This is a genomic window from Melittangium boletus DSM 14713 (genome assembly GCF_002305855.1).
GTDB lineage: Bacteria > Myxococcota > Myxococcia > Myxococcales > Myxococcaceae > Cystobacter > Cystobacter boletus.
Genome location: NZ_CP022163.1, coordinates 4,706,455 through 4,724,453 on the forward strand (window position 1 = coordinate 4,706,455; position 17,999 = coordinate 4,724,453).

At 69.5% G+C, this 17,999-nt stretch carries 16 protein-coding genes; 9 read left to right on the forward strand and 7 right to left on the reverse strand.

Annotation, left to right across the window (positions count from 1 at the left end):
• Positions 1 to 63: 63 nt before the first annotated feature.
• Positions 64 to 1,344 (forward strand): kynureninase, encoded by a 1,281-nt coding sequence (gene kynU / locus MEBOL_RS19955; protein WP_095978929.1) that lies wholly within the window; start codon positions 64 to 66, stop codon positions 1,342 to 1,344.
• Between the two features lies 1 nt (position 1,345).
• Here the strand turns inward: kynU and MEBOL_RS19960 are convergent, their stop codons facing one another.
• Entirely contained in the window at positions 1,346 to 2,152 is an 807-nt protein-coding gene (locus tag MEBOL_RS19960) for an alpha/beta hydrolase family protein (RefSeq protein ID WP_095978930.1), read from the reverse strand.
• A gap of 170 nt (positions 2,153 to 2,322) precedes the next feature.
• Here MEBOL_RS19960 and MEBOL_RS19965 point away from each other — a divergent pair, with 170 nt between their 5' ends.
• The 3 genes from MEBOL_RS19965 (at position 2,323) to MEBOL_RS19975 (ending at position 6,307) form a co-directional block, all read left to right on the forward strand.
• On the forward strand, positions 2,323 to 3,915 hold the full coding sequence (locus MEBOL_RS19965) for a glucose-6-phosphate isomerase (protein WP_095978931.1): 1,593 nt from the start codon (positions 2,323 to 2,325) through the stop codon (positions 3,913 to 3,915).
• Between the two features lie 201 nt (positions 3,916 to 4,116).
• A complete protein-coding gene (locus tag MEBOL_RS19970) occupies positions 4,117 to 4,521 on the forward strand; it encodes a response regulator (RefSeq protein WP_245919931.1) in 405 nt (134 codons plus the stop codon).
• A gap of 139 nt (positions 4,522 to 4,660) precedes the next feature.
• Positions 4,661 to 6,307 (forward strand): CotH kinase family protein, encoded by a 1,647-nt coding sequence (locus tag MEBOL_RS19975; RefSeq protein WP_245919933.1) that lies wholly within the window; start codon positions 4,661 to 4,663, stop codon positions 6,305 to 6,307.
• A 4-nt stretch (positions 6,308 to 6,311) separates the two neighbouring features.
• Here the strand turns inward: MEBOL_RS19975 and gloA are convergent, their stop codons facing one another.
• Positions 6,312 to 6,707 carry a lactoylglutathione lyase gene (gene gloA, locus MEBOL_RS19980; RefSeq protein WP_095978934.1) on the reverse strand — a complete coding sequence of 132 codons (396 nt, stop codon included), beginning with the start codon at positions 6,705 to 6,707 and terminating at the stop codon, positions 6,312 to 6,314.
• A 5-nt stretch (positions 6,708 to 6,712) separates the two neighbouring features.
• Complete coding sequence (locus MEBOL_RS19985) at positions 6,713 to 7,444, reverse strand: hypothetical protein (protein WP_095978935.1); 732 nt, start codon at positions 7,442 to 7,444, stop codon at positions 6,713 to 6,715.
• 121 nt (positions 7,445 to 7,565) lie between these two features.
• Here MEBOL_RS19985 and MEBOL_RS19990 point away from each other — a divergent pair, with 121 nt between their 5' ends.
• The 3 genes from MEBOL_RS19990 to MEBOL_RS20000 all read left to right on the forward strand — a co-directional run bounded on the left by MEBOL_RS19990 (position 7,566) and on the right by MEBOL_RS20000 (position 13,016).
• Positions 7,566 to 8,183: an SOUL family heme-binding protein gene (locus tag MEBOL_RS19990; RefSeq protein ID WP_245919934.1), complete on the forward strand. Its 618-nt coding sequence runs from the start codon at positions 7,566 to 7,568 to the stop codon at positions 8,181 to 8,183.
• A gap of 142 nt (positions 8,184 to 8,325) precedes the next feature.
• Complete coding sequence (locus tag MEBOL_RS19995) at positions 8,326 to 11,709, forward strand: ATP-binding protein (protein ID WP_245919936.1); 3,384 nt, start codon at positions 8,326 to 8,328, stop codon at positions 11,707 to 11,709.
• 68 nt (positions 11,710 to 11,777) lie between these two features.
• Positions 11,778 to 13,016, forward strand: a complete 1,239-nt coding sequence (locus MEBOL_RS20000; protein ID WP_245919937.1) for a CapA family protein — start codon at positions 11,778 to 11,780, stop codon at positions 13,014 to 13,016.
• Here the strand turns inward: MEBOL_RS20000 and MEBOL_RS20005 are convergent, their stop codons facing one another.
• Entirely contained in the window at positions 13,017 to 13,565 is a 549-nt protein-coding gene (locus tag MEBOL_RS20005; RefSeq protein ID WP_095978938.1) for a hypothetical protein, read from the reverse strand.
• Between the two features lie 260 nt (positions 13,566 to 13,825).
• On the opposite strand from MEBOL_RS20005, the gene MEBOL_RS20010 reads away from it, so the two are divergent.
• On the forward strand, positions 13,826 to 14,230 hold the full coding sequence (locus MEBOL_RS20010) for a helix-turn-helix domain-containing protein (RefSeq protein ID WP_095978939.1): 405 nt from the start codon (positions 13,826 to 13,828) through the stop codon (positions 14,228 to 14,230).
• Between the two features lie 232 nt (positions 14,231 to 14,462).
• Here the strand turns inward: MEBOL_RS20010 and MEBOL_RS20015 are convergent, their stop codons facing one another.
• Entirely contained in the window at positions 14,463 to 14,990 is a 528-nt protein-coding gene (locus tag MEBOL_RS20015) for a pyridoxamine 5'-phosphate oxidase family protein (protein ID WP_095978940.1), read from the reverse strand.
• A gap of 371 nt (positions 14,991 to 15,361) precedes the next feature.
• On the opposite strand from MEBOL_RS20015, the gene MEBOL_RS20020 reads away from it, so the two are divergent.
• Positions 15,362 to 15,703 (forward strand): hypothetical protein, encoded by a 342-nt coding sequence (locus MEBOL_RS20020; protein WP_095978941.1) that lies wholly within the window; start codon positions 15,362 to 15,364, stop codon positions 15,701 to 15,703.
• 19 nt (positions 15,704 to 15,722) lie between these two features.
• On the opposite strand, the gene MEBOL_RS20025 is transcribed toward MEBOL_RS20020, so the two are convergent.
• Positions 15,723 to 16,406, reverse strand: coding sequence for an amino acid ABC transporter ATP-binding protein (locus MEBOL_RS20025; protein WP_095978942.1), 684 nt, complete (start codon positions 16,404 to 16,406; stop codon positions 15,723 to 15,725).
• Positions 16,403 to 17,950 carry an ABC transporter substrate-binding protein/permease gene (locus tag MEBOL_RS20030; RefSeq protein WP_095978943.1) on the reverse strand — a complete coding sequence of 516 codons (1,548 nt, stop codon included), beginning with the start codon at positions 17,948 to 17,950 and terminating at the stop codon, positions 16,403 to 16,405. The genes MEBOL_RS20025 and MEBOL_RS20030 overlap by 4 nt, the downstream gene beginning before the upstream one ends.
• Positions 17,951 to 17,999 lie beyond the last annotated feature (49 nt).

Consider the following 17,999-nt stretch of genomic DNA (forward strand, 5'->3'; position numbering starts at 1 on the left):
GAGCTTCCAGGTCGCCCGGTTCGCGCAAGGGGCTCCGGGCCCTCCGGTGAGGAGATCAGATCGATGAGCGGTGAAGCGACGCGGTACGAGGCCGGTGAGGCGTTCGCCCGGCGGATGGACGCGGAGGATCCCCTGCGCGCCTTCCGTGAGGAATTCCTCTTCCCCCGCCACGGGGACGGAGCCGAGCTCTACCTCCTGGGCAACTCCCTGGGCCTGCAGCCGCGCAAGGCCCAGCAGTACGTCCTGGAGGCCATGGACGCCTGGGCCACGCTGGGCGTGGACGGTCACTTCAAGGGCTCGCGGCCGTGGATGGAGTACCACCTGTCGCTCGGCGAGCAGATGGCGCGCGTGGTGGGGGCCAGGCCCCTCGAGGTCGTGGTGATGAACACCCTCACCGTCAACCTCCACCTGATGATGGTGTCCTTCTACCGGCCCACGCTCGAGCGCTCGAAGATCCTCATGGAGGCGAGCGCCTTCCCCTCGGATCAATACGCGGTGGCCTCGCAGGTGCGCCACCACGGGTATGACCCGGCCCAGACGGTGATTCCCCTCGCGCCGCGCGAGGGCGAGGACGTGCTGCGCACCGAGGACATCCTCGAGGTGCTGGAGCGGCGCGGGAAGGAGATCGCCCTGGTGCTGTTCGGCAACGTGAACTACCTCAACGGCCAGGCGTTCGACATGGCGGCCATCACCCGCGCCGCGCATGCCCAGGGCTGCCGCGTGGGCTTCGACCTGGCGCACGCCGCGGGCAACCTGCGGCTGTCCCTGCACGATGACGGGCCGGACTTCGCGGTGTGGTGCTCGTACAAGTACCTCAACGGAGGCCCGGGCGCGCTGGCCGGTGCCTTCGTCCACGAGCGCCACGCGCACGACGCCTCGCTGAATCGCTTCGCTGGCTGGTGGGGCAATGACAAGCGGACGCGCTTCCTGATGAAGCCGGACCACGAGCCGACGCCGGGCGCCGAGGGTTGGGTGTTGTCCAATCCGCCCATCCTCCAGCTCGCGGCGCTGCGCGCGTCCCTGGAGCTCTTCGACCGGGCGACGATGCCCGCCCTGCGCGAGAAGAGCGTGAAGCTCACGGGCTACCTGGAGTTCCTGCTCGACCGGCTCCCGCCCGGCTTCGTGCACAGCCTCACCCCGAGAGACCCCGAGCAGCGGGGGGCGCACCTGTCATTGCGCTTCAGCAAGGACCCCCAGCGCATGCTGCAGACGCTGCGCTCGGAGGGCATCCACTGCGACTTCCGCTCCCCGGACGTCATCCGCGCCGCGCCCGCGCCGCTCTACAACAGCTTCGTGGACGTGCACCGCTTCGTGGACGTGCTCGACCGGCACGCCCGGAGCTGACTCACACGAGCGAGCCCACGGCCTCGACGACCTGGGTCCACTCGCGGGCGCGCGGATTGATGACCTCGAAGTGCTCCGCGTTCTCCAGGCGCACGAGCTTCGCGCTGTCCCCGAGCGCGGTGGCGCGCGCCTGGTAGCTCTCGCTGAGCTCCACCGGCACGGTGCTGTCCCGGGTGCCGTGCAGCAGCACCTGCTTGACGCCCAGGGGCAGCAGCGCGGAGGGCGAGCCGAGCCGGTAGCGCTCGGGTACCTGGGCGGGGGTCCCCCCGAGCAGGGACTCGACGATGCCCTCGCCCAGGCGCAGCGCGTGGGCGCGCTCCAGGTCCACCACGCCCGCGAGGGACACCACGCCGCGCGGCACCAGGGGCGTTCGCGAGTGCAGGGGCTCGTGGGCCTTGATGCGGCCCCGCCCCGCGAGCCAGAGCGCCAGGTGTCCCCCGGCCGAGTGGCCCATGAACACCACCCGCTTCAAGTCCAACGGGTAGCGATGCGCGAGCGTGCGCAGGTAGTCCGCGCCGCGCGCCACGTCCTCGAAGGTGCCCGTCCAGCCGCCGTCCGGGTGGCCCACGCGCCGGTACTCGAGGCTCCAGGTGGCGTAGCCCCTCCGGGTGAGGTCCGCGCACAGGTGTCCCACGTGCTCCAGGTCATAGCGCGCGCGCCAGAAGCCGCCGTGGATCATCACCACCACGGGATGCGGCCCGTCTCCTCGGGGCAGCCGCAGATCGCCGAACTGGTGGGTGATGTCCCCATAGGGAATCCGCGTATCCGCGGGCGGGGCGGGCGTCTCCAGCATCCAGGTGGGATTCATGAGGGCGGGATCATGGGTGTTGGCTCCACGTGCTTCAAGCGGGCGGGGGGACATGACGGGTGTCTGGAGGTGGGCGGGGCCTCCATCAAAACGGTTTGCTGGCCGCGAGCGGGGCGCTAGGACACGGCCCGCGGCCCGGGACTCCGGGCCAGCCTTTCGAGGGAGCCGAGATGAGCGAGCGTCGGTTGTGGGAGCGCTACCAGAAATATTTGTGCGGAGTGGAATCCGTCGGGCTGACGTTGGACGTCTCGCGGATGAACTTCGCCGAGGACTTCCTCGAGCGCATGCGGGGACCGCTGGACAAGGCCTTCGACGCGATGGAGGCCCTGGAGAAGGGGGCCATCGCCAACCCGGACGAGCAGCGGCGCGTGGGGCATTACTGGCTGCGGGCTCCGGAGCTCGCCCCCGAGCCCGCGCTCACCCGGGAAGTCCAGGACACCATCGCCGCCGTGAATGCCTTCTCGGCGGACGTGCACGCGGGCCGCGTGAAGCCGCCCACGGCCGAGCGCTTCACCCAGGTGCTGCTGGTGGGCATCGGCGGCTCGGCGCTCGGGCCGCAGCTCGTGGCGGACGCGCTCGGGGGGCCCTCCGTGGACAAGCTGCGCGTGTCCTTCCTCGACAACACGGATCCGGATGGCATCGATCGGGTGCTCGCCACCCTGGGGGACGCGCTCGCCCAGACGCTCACCGTGGTCATCAGCAAGTCGGGCGGCACCAAGGAGACGCGCAACGGCATGGTGGAGGCCGAGCGCGCCTACACGCGCCGGGGCTTGAACTTCGGTGCCCACGCCGTGGCCGTCACGGGTGAGGACAGCGAGCTGGATCGCACCGCGAAACAGGGCAAGTGGCTGCGTGTCTTCCCCATGTGGGACTGGGTGGGGGGACGTACCTCGGTGCTGTCGGCGGTGGGGCTCCTGCCGGCGCGGTTGCAGGGGCTGGATACGGAGGGCCTGCTCTCGGGCGCGCGCGACATGGACGTGGCGACGCGCGTGCGGGACGCCGTGAAGAACCCCGCCGCCCTGCTGGCGCTCATGTGGTTCCACGCGGGGGGAGGCCGTGGCCAGAAGGACATGGTCATCATCCCCTACAAGGATCGGCTGATGCTCCTGTCCAAGTACCTCCAGCAGTTGGTGATGGAGTCGCTGGGCAAGGAGAAGGACTTGTCCGGCGCGGTGGTCAACCAGGGCATCGCCGTCTACGGGAACAAGGGCTCCACGGATCAGCACGCCTACGTGCAGCAACTGCGCGAGGGCGTGAACAACTTCTTCGCCACCTTCGTGGAGGTGCTCAAGGACCGGGAAGGGCCGTCCCTCCAGGTGGAGCCCGGCACCACCAGCGGCGACTACCTGCTCGGCTTCCTGCTCGGGACGCGGCGCGCGCTGTTCGAGAAGGACCGCGAGTCCATGACCCTCACGGTGCCGGACGTGAGCGCGCGGACGCTGGGTGCGCTCATCGCCCTCTATGAGCGCGCCGTGGGTCTGTACGCGTCGCTCGTGAACATCAACGCCTATCACCAGCCGGGCGTGGAGGCGGGCAAGAAGGCGGCGGGCGTGGTGCTGCAGCTGCAGCGTCAGGTGGTGGAGCGTCTGCGGGCCGAGCCGGCCAAGGCGTACACCGCCGAGGAACTGGCGCGCGCGGTGGGCGCGGCGGACGAGGTGGAGACGGTGTTCAAGGTGCTCGAGCACCTGAGCGCCAACGCCCAACCGGGCATCCAGCGCGAGCCCGGCGCGAACCGCTTCGAGGCCCGCTTCCGGGCCTCCTGAGGCCTGGCGCGCCCCGCGGGCGGCCGTGGGACGGAAGTCCAGTGGCCGCCCGTACATTGGAGGACTCCGGGAGTATCGGGGGCGTCCCGAGAACCGATCCGCGCGTTCATTTCTTATCGCATCCTGGTATCCTGGATAATGCGGGTAGAAGGCTTGAACACGGCGGCACGGGAAAAGTGCCGTCCAGGGGAAGGGGTTCTTGTGAAACGCACCGTGCTACTCGTGGAGGACAGCAACACCATCCGCCACATCCTCCGGGTCTACTTGATGAAGCTCAAGCTGGACTTCCTCGAGGCGGATCGCGCGGAACAAGGCCTGCGCCTGCTGGACTCGCAGCAGGTGGACCTGGTGATCGCGGACGTGAACATGCCGGGTGGCATGGACGGTCTGGAGTTCGTGCGCCGGGTGCGCTCGAGCGAGTGGGCGCGGGTGCGGCAGGTGCCCGTCGTGCTGCTCACCGGTGGCAAGGCGCCGGATCTGGAGGCCAGGGCGACGGAGGCGGGTGCCTCCGAGTTCGTGCGCAAGCCCGTCTCCATCGATGCCCTGGCGGCCGTGGCGCGCCGGCACCTGTCGCTGGAAGAAGGCGCCGACCCGCTCGTCGCCTGAGCGAGCTTCCTCGCCTGTCCCCGGAGCGTGGAGGCGCGGGCCGCGCATCTGCTGCGTTCCACACGCATGCTTATTCCTCTCACTCGCGCTGGGGGAGGGGAATATGGGCAACGGGAGAGCGCTGAAATGGTGGGGGTGGGTGAGCGGGGCGTGCCTGGTCGCCTTGGCGTGTGAACCCACGGTGGAGCCGAAGGTCCCGGCCAACCCGACGGAGGTGGAAAGCCCGGCGCCCGCGCGGCCCGACGCGCCTCCCCCCGAGGGGGAGGTCTCGCGGCCTCCATCGACGCCTCCCGCCGAGGGCGAGCCCGAGCCGCCGTCCCATCCCACGCTTTGCGCGCCCACGGGCGCGGCGACCTATTGGCTCCAGGAGGGCGAGGCGGTGACCGCCACCGTGCGCTGTGGCACGGGCTACACGGCCCCGGGGCTCCGCTTCGCCGTGTCTCCCCTGCCGACGGGCGCTTCCTTCAACGAGGAGACGGGCACGCTCACGTGGACGCCGGTACGGGGCCAGGCCGATGTCTGGCGGCTCACCGTCACCGAGCGGAGCACGGGGGAGACGGGCGAACTGCGCCTGGGCGTGGCCGTCAAGCTGGTGAACCCCGACGGTGTCCAGACACTCAAGCCGGAGACGTACACCGAGGAGTACGGGCTGCCCGTCTTCCACCTGTCCTTCGACGGCACGCTCACCGCGGGCGGCTACCGGCCCGTGCAGCTCGTCTACCGGGGGCACCGCTACACCCTGGAGGCGAAGTATCGCGGGGCGACCTCCAGCGTCTTCCCCAAGCGCAACTACACGTTCAAGTTCGCCAAGGAAGATCCCTTCCACGAGCCGGACAAGGCCGGGGGCACCTTCCGCGCGGCGCGGCGGCTGGTGCTCATCTCTCCCTTCAATGACAATTCATACATGCGGCCCCGGCTCGCCTTCGACCTGTGGAACCGCATGTCCGCGGAGCACATCCAGATCAACACCTACAGCGCCGTCATGTATGTGAATGGCCGTTTCTGGGGCCTCTTCACCGTGGCGGACCACGTGGATGACAACCTCATGGAGCGCCACGGCCTGTCCGAGGCGGGGGATTTGTTCAAGGCGGTGGACGCGGATGCCAACTTCTCGCGGATGACCCATGCGGGAGCGGGCAAGTCGCCCCTCCAGCTGGGCTTCGAGAAGAAGGAGGGCACGCCCAAGGACGGATGGACGGGGGCGTATGACACGCTCAACGCGCTCACCGCCTTCATTTCCGACTCGAACGCCCAGACCTTCTTCGAGCAGCGGAGCTCCTGGCTCCACACGGCCGATTACGAGGACTGGTGGATCTTCAATACGGCCATTCTCGGCACGGACTCGGCGGCGAAGAACGCCTACCATTATCACGAGCCGATGAGCCGCGCGCCCTGGCGCTTCATCCCGTGGGATCTCGACGCGAGCTTCGGACAGCTCTGGGACACGCGCCGCATCGCCGCCACGGCCCTGCCCGACTTCACCGGGGACAACCTGCTCTTCTCCCGCATGTTGTCGGACCCGCGCATCTCCACGCCCCTGCGCGAGCGCTACCGGAGCCTGTTGCGCGGCCCCTTGAGCAAGGCCCAGGTGCTCGCGCTCATCGACGGCTACGCGGAGGAACTGCGCGCGGTGGCGCCGCGCGACGAGGCGCGCTGGCGCAAGCAGTTCCTCAACTTCGAGCGCTGGATGGACCGCACCGATTTCACCACCCACGAGCAGGAAGTGGCCTATCTGCGCCAGTGGGTGAACGAGCGCTGGGACACGCTGGACCGGCGCCTGCCGTGAGGGCTCAGTCCTTCTGGGTGCTCTGCTCGATGAGCTCCACCTTGTAGCCGTCCGGATCCTCGACGAAGGCGATGACGGTGGTGCCGTGCTTCATGGGGCCCGGCTCGCGCACCACCTTGCCGCCCGCCTGGCGGATGGCCTCGCACTTGGCGCGGATGTCCGTGACTCCCAGGGCGATGTGGCCGTAGGCGTTGCCCAGCGTGTACTGGGAGGTGTCCCAGTTGTGGGTGAGCTCCAGGGCGGGGTGGGTGTCCTCGGGGCCGTAGCCCACGAAGGCCAGGGTGAACTTGCCATCCGGGTAGTCCCGGCGCCGCAAGAGCTGCATCCCGAGGACGCGGGTGTAGAAGTCGAGCGACTTGTCGAGGTCGCCCACGCGCAGCATGGTGTGCAGGATTCGCATGGCCCCTAGATAACCCGGGTCGTCCGGGCCCACGCCTCGAATCGTCTTCTCAGGGCGGTGAGCGTCCAGAGGTCCCCGGGGTTGTCCGGTGCCACGCCCTCGAGGGCCCGATCCACGTGGGGCAGGGCGGCCGTTTCTCCCCACTCCGACAGCCGGCGCAGGGCGGACAGGGACGGACCCACTTCCAGTCCCCGGAGCAGGGTGTGCACCACGCGGGGACTGCGCTCGCGGCACAGCCGGTCCACCGCCTCGTGACGTTCCTCGAAGGAGGACCCGGGCTCGAGCAGCACCGCGGAGAGCGCCTGGAACGTCGCCTCGGGCAGCAGCGCCTGGGGCGTGGGGAGCGGCCAATATTCGAGCGTGATGCCCGTGGGTCCGGCCGCGCTGCATTCGCGCCGCACGCCATCCTCGCCGAGCAATTCCAGGAGCCGTCCGGGGGACGGGACTCCCGCGGCCAGCACCCGCTGGGCACACCCGGTGAGCGCGGCCGAGTGCCCGAACAGGTGCAGGCGCAGGACGGAGACTTCTTCCCGTGCACAGGCGGCCTTCTCCACCCGCCGCCACTTCACGAACACCTCGGCCAGGCCGCGCTCGTGGACGTACCAGCGATACTCCAGCCACACCGCGCTCAGGCGCTCATCGAAGCGGACATCCTCCGGCTCGGACATGCGCGGGGCTCCCTCGGCCATGGCCTGGAAGGCGTCGTCCAACAGGGCCTGTACGGCATGAAGACGCATGAGAGGAGGGCGAGCGGGCAGTCTATCACCCGGCGGGTGGGCCGCTCACGACGGACTCGCCCACGGGTTTCCCTCCGGTGTGGGCTGGGGGGAGGGCGGGGGGCATGAGTACATCTACCGCATGAACAAACAACGGCAGACGATGCTGTGGGCGTCCAGCGCGGCCCTCATGGGCGCCCTGGGCTGGGTGGGGTGGCGGCGATGGCGGCGGGAGATCGAGACACCCTCCTACCAGGTGCTGGCCACGAAGGGCGGCCTGGAGGTGCGGCAATATGGCCCCGCGGTCGTGGCGGCCACGGACCTCCAGGGCTCGTTCACCGAGAGCCTCAGAGCGGGTTTCCACCTGCTCGCGGGCTACATCTTCGGGGGCAACCAGCGCCATCAGTCCATCGCCATGACGGCCCCCGTGGGCTTGCAGCGCCGGGGGAATGCGTGGCGGATGACCTTCGTCATGCCCTCGTCTTTCTCCTCCTTGGAGACGTTGCCCGCGCCCAATGACTCCCGGGTCCAGCTGGAGCCCGTGCCTGGACGGCGCGTGGCGGTCCGGCGCTTCTCCGGCTCGGCCACCGAGGCCGCGATGAAGGAGGAGGAAGCCTGGTTGCTCGCCGAGCTTCGCCGCCAGGGCCTGCGTCCGGTGGGCGCTCCCGTGCTCGCCCAGTACAATGCGCCCTTCGTGCCGCCCTTCATGCGCCGCAATGAAATCCACATCGACGTCCAGCCCCTGGAGTGGGTGCACTGATAAGGGGAAGGTCTTCCCGTCCTGGGCGGGTTGTTCTCCTGGCGACAGGATTGCCTGGAATCCGGGCGGATCTTCAAGGGGGGCGGGCAGCATGGGGGCCGGCTGCCCCCCACATCCAAGCGTGCTGGCGGAGTGTGACTGAGTGACGAGACGGAGTGCGGTGGATGAGGTGCTCGCGGGTGGGGGCGCCTGCGGCGAGTTGTTGCGTCAGGTGGACTGGGCGAAGACGCCCGTGGGCCCCGTGGAGGGCTGGCCTCAGTCGCTGCGCACCGCGGTGGGCATCGTGCTCGCGTCCAACTATCCGCTCTACCTCGCCTGGGGCCCCCACTACGTGCAGATGTACAACGACGCGTACCGCCCCATCTGCGGCGCGACGAAGCACCCGGCCTCGTTGGGCCAGGAAGCCTCCCTCACCTGGCCCGAGGTGTGGGCCGACGTGCTCGGGCCCTCGTGGGAGCGCATGCGCGTCACGGGTGAGCCCATCCGCGTCGAGAACCTGCTGATGTTGCTCGACCGCAACGGCTACCTGGAGGAGTGCTACTTCTCCTATTGCCACTCGCCCATCCGCGACGAGACGGGGGGCATGGGCGGCGTCTTCGCGGCGCTCACGGAGACGACCGAGCAGGTCATCAACGAGCGGCGCCTGCGCGTCATCCGGGACCTGAGCACCCTCACGGGGGAGCAGGCGACGGCGCGGGATGCCTGCCGGGAGGCCGCGCGCGTCCTGGCCTCGTGCCCGAATGACGTTCCCTTCGCCTTGCTGTACCTCCTGGACGCGGAGGGCGAAGCCCATCTGGTGGGCACGAGCGGCGTGGAGGCGGGGGGCGCGGCGGCGCCCCGGAGCGTGCCGTCTGGCGAGGACTCGCCGGACACCTGGCCCCTGGCGGCCGTGGTGCGCGGCGGGGAGCCGTTGCTGCTGAGCGCGCCGCGCTTGCCTCGTGCGCTCGGCCCGCTTCCCGCGGGTCCCTGGCCCGAGGGCGCGTCCACGGTGTGGTTGCAGCCCATCACCCAGTCCGGCCATGCGCGGCCCGTGGGCGTGTTGGTGACGGGGCTCAGCCCGCGCCGCGCGTTCGATGAGCACTACCGGGACTTCCTGGTGCTCGCGGCGCGCACCGTGTCCACGTCCGTCTCCGGCGCGCGGGCCCGCGAGGAGGAGCGCCGCCGCGCCGAGGCGCTCGAGCAGCTCGATCGCGCCAAGACGGCCTTCTTCAACAACATCAGCCACGAGTTCCGCACGCCGCTCGCGCTGATGCTGGGGCCCTCGCGAGACAGCCTCGATGATTCGAGTGAACCGCTCGGCCCCCACCAACGCGAGCGCCAGGAGACGATCCACCGCAATGGCTTGCGGCTGCTCAAGCTCGTCAACACGCTGCTGGACTTCTCGCGCATCGAGGCGGGCCGGGTGCAGGCCGCCTACGCTCCCACGGACCTGGCCGCGCTCACCGAGGGGCTCGCCAGCACCTTCCGCTCCATGATGGAGCGCGCGGGCCTGCGCCTCGTCGTGGACTGTCCGCCCCTGCCCGAGCCGATCTGGGTGGACCGGGAGATGTGGGAGAAGATCGTCCTCAACCTGCTGTCCAATGCCTTCAAGTTCACCTTCGAGGGCGAGGTGCGCGTGGCTCTGCGCGGCTTCGCCGGGCGGGTGGTGTTGTCCGTCTCGGACACGGGGGTGGGCATTCCCGCCGAGGAGCTGCCGCGGGTCTTCGAGCGCTTCCACCGGGTGCGGGGCACGCGGGGCCGCAGCTTCGAGGGCAGTGGCATTGGCCTGTCCCTGGTTCAGGAGTTGGTGAAACTGCATGGGGGCGACATCCAGGTGGGCAGCCGCGTGGGTCGGGGCTCGACTTTCACGGTGTCGGTGCCCACGGGAAACGCGCACCTTCCGGCGGAGCACCGAATGCTGGAGCCGCCCTCCGTTTCCCTGGGGCCGAGCGTCGCGGCCTTCCTCAACGACGTGGAGGGGTGGCTCGGCGGATCTCCTGTCGGAGAGCGCGCGACTCCGCCTCTCGCGCACCCCGGGGGGACGGACGGTCACGTGCTGCTGGTGGACGACAACGCGGACATGCGCGCCTATGTGCGCCGGCTGCTGGAGGGCCGCTACACGGTGGAGACGGCGGAGAACGGACGGGAGGCCCTGAATGCCATCCTCCGCCGGGTGCCGGATCTGGTGCTCAGCGACGTGATGATGCCGGGGCTGGATGGCTTTGGCCTGTTGCGGCGCCTGCGGGAGGCGCCCCGCACGCGCGGCGTGCCCGTCATCCTCCTGTCGGCCCGGGCCGGCGAGGAAGCCACGGTCGAGGGATTGCGGCATGGGGCGAATGACTATCTCGTCAAACCCTTCTCGGCCCGGGAACTGCTCGCCCGCGTCGAGGGCAACATCGCCGCCGCCCGGGCGCGTGAGGAGAAGCGCCAGGCCGAGCGCGAGCGGGGGAAGCTCGCCGCCTTGGTGGAGCAGTCCTCGGACTTCATCGGAATGGGCGACCTCCAGGGCCTTGCGCTCTACATCAACGACGCGGGCCGGCGCCTGGTGGGGTTGCGAGACGAGGATGACGTGCGCCGCACCCACCTGCTCGACTTCTTCACGGAGGAGGATCGCCCCTTCGTTCGCGACCACATCCTGCCCGCGGTGGCCAAGCACGGGCGCTGGGAGGGGGAGTTCCGCTTCCGCCACTTCGTCACGGGCGAGGCGATTCCCGTCCTCTACCACTTCTTTCAGCTCACCGACGCGGAGACGGGCGAGCCCGTGGGCATCGCCACCGTCACGCGCGACATCTCCGAGCGCAAGCGCCGCGAGCTGGAGGCCCAGCGGCGGGCGGAGTTCGAGAAGCAGCTCATCGGCATCGTCAGCCATGACCTGCGCAACCCCATCAACGCCATCCTCCTGTCCGCCCAGACGCTCCTGCGGCGCGATGAGCTGAGCGGCCCCGCGATGAAGAACGCCACGCGGATCGTCTCCAGCGCGGAGCGCGCCACGCGGCTCATCCGGGACCTGTTGGACTTCACCCAGGCGCGTCTGGGCAGCGGCATTCCCATCCGCCGCGAGCCCATGAACTTCCACGACACCATCTGGCAGGCGCTGGAGGAGGTCCAGCTGGCGCATCCGGAGCGCCGTGTCCTCTTCGAGCGGGCTGGCGATGGCCAGGGGGAATGGGATGGCGAGCGGCTGCACCAGGTGGTGCAGAACCTGGTGACCAATGCCTTGCGCTACAGCCCTCCGGAGACGTCCGTCCGGGTGAGTACCCTGGCGGACGGGGTGACCGCCGTGCTCCAGGTCCACAACCACGGTCCGCCCATCTCCGAGGAGCTGTTGCCCCGGCTCTTCCAGGCCATGCAGCGCGGGGCGCTGGAGCCAGACTTCGCCTCGCGCAGCGTGGGCCTGGGGCTCTTCATCGTGCAGCAGGTGGTGCACGCCCATGGGGGACAGGTGGACGTGCGCTCCACGGCCGCCGAGGGCACCACTTTCACCGTACGGATGCCCTGCCGTGCGGTCTCGCCGCCGGAACGGTCCCGCGAACTCGTGGGCGCCTGAGCGCGGTTGCTCCCCGGGAGGGGGGCCCTGTTTTCCTGGACCTGGGCTCGGTTAACGTTCGCCGGGTGATGGTTCCGGCCCTTCTCGTCGCGTCCCTGGTGTGGGCCGCTCCCTCCTCGCGCGTGGAGCTCGTCTTCGGTGGAGACATCATCCCGCACGATGGCGTGAAGGAGGCCGCCCGGGCGAGTGCGTCCTCGGCTTCGAACGAGGGCTGGGACTTCGTCCTCGAGCCCATCGCCGGGGTGCTCCGAGCCGCGGACCTCGCCGTGGTGAACCTGGAGACGCCCGTGAGTGGCGATCCCCGCGCGCCCACCGCCTCGCTCATCTTCGATGCGCCGCCCGCCCTGCCTCGCGCCCTGGTGGCCGCCGGCGTGGACCTGGTGACGGTCGCCAACAACCACGCCTTCGATCAGCGCCGCGCGGGCGTTCCCCTCACCTGGGCGAACCTGGAGCGGGCGGGTCTGCGGTACGTGGGCTCGGCGCCCACCGAGGCCGGCGCGTGGGAACCGCTCGTGCTCGAGAGCAACGGCATCCGGGTGGGGTTCCTGTCCCTGACCCGGTGGCTCAACGGCGCGCACAATCCGGCCACCTGGGACGCGGCGCCCCAGGTGGCCTTCGTGCCCTATTCGCGCAAGAAGGATCCCCAGGCCCTGACGCCCGAGGCGGCGGTGGAACTGGTGCGCGCCGCGGCCCGCCGGTGTGACGCGCTCATCGTCAACGTGCACTGGGGCATCGAGTACGACCACACGCCGCGCCCGGACGACCGCGCGCTCGCGCAGTCGTTCCTGGAGGCGGGGGCCCTCGCCATCATCGGCCACCACCCCCACGTGTTGCAGCCCGTCGAGCCGTATCGCACCGCGTCCGGACGCGACACGTTGATCGCCTTCTCCCTCGGCAACCTCCTCGCCAATCAGGACTGGCACTACGTGCATGGCGCGGGCGCCGAGGCGCGGGGCCGCAAGCGCGACTCCCTGTTGTTGCGGCTGTCGCTCGTCCGTTCCCGGCCCGGGGCTCCCGTGTCCCTGGAGGGCCCGTCGCTCGTGCCGGTGTGGATCGACAACAACCACTCCGTGGCGCTGCGGGAGCGCCAGGAGCGCTCGCGCATCCAACCCGTGCTGCTGGATGAAGAGGTGATGCGGTTGGACGAGCGCCTTCGATCGCTCCCCGCCCGCCGGGAGCGCGCCACGCTCGAGCGCCAGTTGGACCTGGCCCAGCGCCGGCGCGCGCTCATCCTGCGGCTCACCCAACCCGCCCAGGCCCCCCGGGCCAAGGCGGCTCCGGGGGGACCGCGGGACGAGGCGGGCTAGCTATCGGGTCTGTTGGTCGGTGGTGCCCGGGTTGACCTGCCCCTGTTCGGTGGTGTTCAGGTCCGATTGATCACTCGGGCTGGGCTGGATCGTGCCCTGCCCGGGAGTGTTCGCGCCGGGGTCCTGGGTGCCGGTGCTCCCCATGTCGGTGCCCGAGCCACCGGTGCCGCCCCAGTTCGAGTCCGGAGTGAGCGGAGCGGGCTCGGTCGTGCCCGGGCTCAGGGTGGTGTCACTGCCGCCCGTGTTCCGGGAGGGATCGATCGCATCGCCCTGCTGGGGCAGGTTCCCCGTGCCCAATTCATCCGTGCCCGAGCCACCCGTGCCGAGCGAGTCCGTGGGCGGCGCGAGCCCCTGATCCCGCTGCACGTCGTCCGTGGTCGAGCCCGTGCCGGGCTGCGAGGTCTGTCCGGTGCTTCCGCCCGGAGGCGTCGTCTGCACACTCCCGGTGGAACTGGAGGGCGATTGGGCGAACGCCGTACCGGCGCCGAGGCTCAGGGCTCCCGCGAGCATTCCCACCAGAGCGAGTCGGGTCGTCTTCTTCGCAGTCATCACGCATCTCCTCATGAAGCCGTTGGAGGTTTGTCCTGCTGGCCACAAACCTGGGGGCATGGGTGGGTGGGATGCATGGGGGGCTCGCTGCCCCGCTCCCCCTGCCGCCGCTCCAGGCGCCCCCGGGGTGACGCCCCGGGTCATGCGCCCGGACACGCGGTGGACGGTTCCTCCGGAGGAGAAACAGATGCCGCAAGTCCCTAGGCGCGGGTTGGCCTCTCGGGTAATGTCCCCCAACGTCTCTTAGGACGTCAGGCACCATGGCATCGAAACGGACCCCACTTCCTCCCCCCTCGCAGCAACGCATGGATGACAAGCTGGCCCTGGCCCTGGGGGCCGCGGCGCGGGCCGCTCGGCTGCGGGCGGGGCTTACCCAGGCGGAAGCGGCCAGCAAGGTGGGCCTGGCGCCCGGCGTGTATGGCCGCATCGAGCGGGGTGGCATGATGCCCAGCGTGCCCACTCTGCGGCGGCTGAGCATCGCCCTGAAGATCCCCTCGGACACCTTGCTGAGCCTGAGCCATTCGGAGGTGACGGCCTGGGTGGATTCCCTCCCGCCGCGCGAGGAGCGCTCGCCGGACCTGAGGCGGCTCGCGCGCTCGCTGCGCAACCTGTCTCCCGCGCAACTCAAGGTGCTCAACGTCATCGCCACGGCGCTCACGCGCTGAGCCTCCGCATCGGGAAGGCCTCGCCTACCCGATGGGAGAAGTCATACACACGGTACGGGCCGCGAACGGGAACACTCCCCGTGCTCGCGGCCCGTTGTCGTCCGATGCCCGTGCCCGCATCCCCACGTTGTTGACGTGTCAAATCTCCCTCGTCATGGACGTGTCAAAAATTCAGGGTCGAGCGCGGACCTGGATGACTGGAATCCTCTCAGAGAGGAATCCAGTCTGGCTGTCAGTGCATGGAGCGGCCCGCGTCGCCGAGGTCGATCTTCTCATGCTCACCGGGGCGATATTTCTCACCAGTTAAGACACTTTTGACGAAGCCCACCAGCTGGACCATGCGCTTGTTGGGCGTATCCCAGTATTCAGCCTTGTTCACCGAGACACAGATGAGGGCGATATCCGGGTCATCCACTCCCTTGGGGAACCATGCTTTGAGCGCGGGATTCCACAACTCGTGAATCTTCTGACGGTCGCGCACCACACGGGCCGTTCCACTCACGGACACATAGCGATCCCGGCTGGCGTCCGAGTAGGCGAGGTTCACGTGTTGCTCGCCCTGGATCTCGTCGACCTTGGGCGCTGATTCATTTGTGAAGAACCACAATTCACCATTGAAGTTCTCGTTGTGCGTCCACATGGGCCGGCTGCGGATGCACCCGTCCGCCTCGACGGTGGTCATCATCGTGACCTTGATGTCCTGGATGAGCTCGCCCAGCTGCGCGATGGGATCCTTCTTCTCGGTCTTCTTCGTGGTCATTCCCTGCCTCCCGTGGACTCACGTTAAGCAGGACGAGGGAGGAGGGCAGGGGCGCACCACCCGCTCCCGCTTCCTCGTCTCCTCCTCGGGGGGACCCGGGGACAGGTATTGCGTCATGAACCACGCGTGCATGTTGCGTGGGAAGCAACACTGTACGGCGGAACAGGTGTCTTGGACTGGGAGCGGTGGGGTGTCTCGACGCGCGCGAGACTTGTCGCGCGCGGTCTATGCGCCGGGTGACGGCGATCTTTGCTTGTCGTGTGAATGAGAACTTCTCGCTCGGCGTGTCTGTGCAGCGGCATTGCCCCCGGGTAGGCTGCCCTTCGTTGTTCTCGCGGCCTTGGCCGCTATTTCAGTCTGGGGGAAGCGGCATGGCTGGCATCTTTGGAATGGAAGGCCTGTCGACCGTACAGGTCCAGGAAGAACTCGACCGGGGCGGTAAGTTCGTGGTCTTCGAATATTGTGTGTCGTTCTTCCTCACGACGAAGCGGCGCTGTTCGGACGTGTACTTCGTGCGCGCCGGACAGGGCACGTTCGGCCTGAGCCTGGGCTACACGCTGCTGACGTTGTTCCTGGGTTGGTGGGGCCTGCCCTGGGGCATCATCTACACGCCGCGGTGCGTGGCCACCAACCTCTCGGGTGGCAAGGACGTGACGGACCAGGTGATGCCCTCGCTGCTGGCACCCCGGTACGATCCCCAGCTGGACTACTGAGCGCCCCCGGCTCCTCGCGTCAGCCTTGTTCCTGCGCGACGAGCCGGCGCGTGGCCTCATGCTGGGGTGCGTCCAGCACCCGCGCGGGCGGTCCCTGCTCCACGACGCGGCCCTGGTCCAACACCATCACCACATCCGAGGCCCGCGCGAGCCGCACGTCGTGGGTGACCACGAGCTGGGTCATGCCCAGCGCGCCCACCCGGCGCAGGGTCTCCGCCACCTCGCGGCGCAGGGATTGATCCAACGCGCTCGTGGGCTCGTCATACAGCAGCACGGCGGGCTCCATGGCGAGCGCGCGCGCGATGGCCACGCGCTGCCGCTGTCCTCCGGACAGGCGCTCCGGATAGGCGTCCAGCTTGTCCGCCAGTCCCAGATCTCCGAGCAGCCGGCGCGCCCGCTCCTCGGCCTCCGCGCGCGAGCGTCCACTCACCAGCCGTTGCGCGAGCACGCAGTTGCCGAGCGCCGTGAGGTGGGGGAAGAGCTCGAAGGATTGGAACACCAGTCCGGCCTGGCCTCCCAGGTGGAGCTCGCCACTGTCGGGGCGCTCCAGGCCCACGATGCAGCGCAGCAGGGTGGACTTGCCCGCGCCGCTCGAGCCGAGCACGGCCGCGAGCTGGCCCGTCTCCAGGGTGAAGGACACGCCATCCAGGGTGGGCGCGGGCGCGCCGGGGAATCGCTTGCGCAGGTTCTCGACGCGGATCATCGCGGCACTCCCTTGAGGTGCTGACCGAGCCGCGCCTCCACCGTGCGCGCCAGATGCGCGAAAGGCAGTCCGAGCAGCAGGTAGATGGCGGCGACCACGAGTCCCAGGCCCAGGTGATCCCTCATGGAATTGGCCAGGTTGAGGTAGGTGCGGGTCAGCTCGGTGAGCGTCACCATGGACACGAGGGAGCTGTCCTTGAGCAGGGCGATGAAGTCATTCGTCATGGGCGGCAGCGAGATGCGCAGGGCTTGGGGGAAGACCACGTGGCGCAGCGTCTGCCAGCGCGACAGGCCGAGCACCTTCGCCGCTTCGTATTGGGCCGCGGGCACTCCGGCCAATCCCGCCCGGTAGTTCTCCGCCTCGGCCGCCGCGTAGTTGAGCCCGAGCGTCAGCACGCCCGCCGCGAGCGGCGCCAGCTTGATGCCGAGCTGCGGCAGTCCGAAATACACGAGCGTGAGCTGCACGAGCAGCGGCGTGCCGCGCACCCCCTCGATGAAGGCCATGGCGGGCCAGCGCAGCACCGGCGGACCGAAGACGCGCGCCACCGCCAGCACGAGCCCCACCGCCACCGCCAGGGCCATGGACAGCAGCGACACGAGCAAGGTCATCAACGCCCCGCGCGCGAACACGCCCAGCGTGGCCGGGTAGCGCTCGCGCACGCGCTCGAGGAAGGGCGGCACCTTGCCCACCGCGGCCCGCCATGCCTCGTAGGCCTCCGGCACTCCGTGCGGGACGGGGTCCGGGTCTCCCACCAGCTTGGCCGTCTCGGCGTTCCACAGACCCCAGCGCTCGTAGATGCGGCGCAGCTCGCCCTCTCGCGCCAGCTCCTCGAGCGCCGCGTCCAGGGCGGCGCGCAGGGACTCGTCCCCGAGCCGCACCGCCACCGCGTAGTTCACCTCGCCGAAGCTGCCCGGCACCACCTCCAGGCTCGGCTCGATGGCGCCGTAGTACTGGGTGATGGGGTCATCCAGCAGCACCGCGTCCGAGCGTCCCAGCTTCAAGTCCGCGTAGATGTCGTCCTGGCCACCGTCGTAGGTCTTCACCTCGGCGCCCTCGCGCTGGAGGATGCGCTCGGCCATGGTGCTGGGCAGGGTGCCCACGGGGCGCCCCTTCAGCTCGGAGAGCGCGTGGGGGGCGCGCGTGTCGCCCCGGCGCACGGTGAGCCGTTCGGCGGCGGCGTAGTACGGACGCGTCAGCAGACAGACGCGCTTCTTCTCCTCGGCCACCTCGATGCCGTTGAGCACCACGTCGAAGTCGCCGCGCGCGAGCAGCTCCAGCAGCGTGTCATAGGGCCCTTGCACCATGCGCGCGCGCACCCCCAGCTTCGCGGCGAGCGCGTCGGCCAGGTCCACCTCGAAGCCCACGAGGTGGTTGGGATCCATGGGATCCTGGAACACGTAGGGCGCGCCACCCTGGGAGTCGGCGCCCCAGAGCAACTCCCCCCGGGCCTTGATCGCCGCGAGCCCGTCTTCTTCCTGGACGGGGCTGGAGGGTTCCGGCTGGGCGAGCGCGGAGACGCAGAAGAGGAAGAGGCCGAGGCACAAGGCTCTGTTCAGGGGGGAGCCCTCTCAAGGGAAAAAGAGCGCGCGAGTG

Coding starts and splice junctions, on each gene's coding strand:
- kynU (WP_095978929.1), top strand. CDS start 64: ATGAGCGGTGAAGCGACGCGGTACGAGGCCGGTGAGGCGTTCGCCCGG.
- MEBOL_RS19960 (WP_095978930.1), bottom strand. CDS start 2,152: ATGAATCCCACCTGGATGCTGGAGACGCCCGCCCCGCCCGCGGATACG.
- MEBOL_RS19965 (WP_095978931.1), top strand. CDS start 2,323: ATGAGCGAGCGTCGGTTGTGGGAGCGCTACCAGAAATATTTGTGCGGA.
- gloA (WP_095978934.1), bottom strand. CDS start 6,707: ATGCGAATCCTGCACACCATGCTGCGCGTGGGCGACCTCGACAAGTCG.
- MEBOL_RS19985 (WP_095978935.1), bottom strand. CDS start 7,444: ATGCGTCTTCATGCCGTACAGGCCCTGTTGGACGACGCCTTCCAGGCC.
- MEBOL_RS19990 (WP_245919934.1), top strand. CDS start 7,566: ATGAACAAACAACGGCAGACGATGCTGTGGGCGTCCAGCGCGGCCCTC.
- MEBOL_RS20000 (WP_245919937.1), top strand. CDS start 11,778: ATGGTTCCGGCCCTTCTCGTCGCGTCCCTGGTGTGGGCCGCTCCCTCC.
- MEBOL_RS20005 (WP_095978938.1), bottom strand. CDS start 13,565: ATGACTGCGAAGAAGACGACCCGACTCGCTCTGGTGGGAATGCTCGCG.
- MEBOL_RS20010 (WP_095978939.1), top strand. CDS start 13,826: ATGGCATCGAAACGGACCCCACTTCCTCCCCCCTCGCAGCAACGCATG.
- MEBOL_RS20015 (WP_095978940.1), bottom strand. CDS start 14,990: ATGACCACGAAGAAGACCGAGAAGAAGGATCCCATCGCGCAGCTGGGC.
- MEBOL_RS20020 (WP_095978941.1), top strand. CDS start 15,362: ATGGCTGGCATCTTTGGAATGGAAGGCCTGTCGACCGTACAGGTCCAG.
- MEBOL_RS20025 (WP_095978942.1), bottom strand. CDS start 16,406: ATGATCCGCGTCGAGAACCTGCGCAAGCGATTCCCCGGCGCGCCCGCG.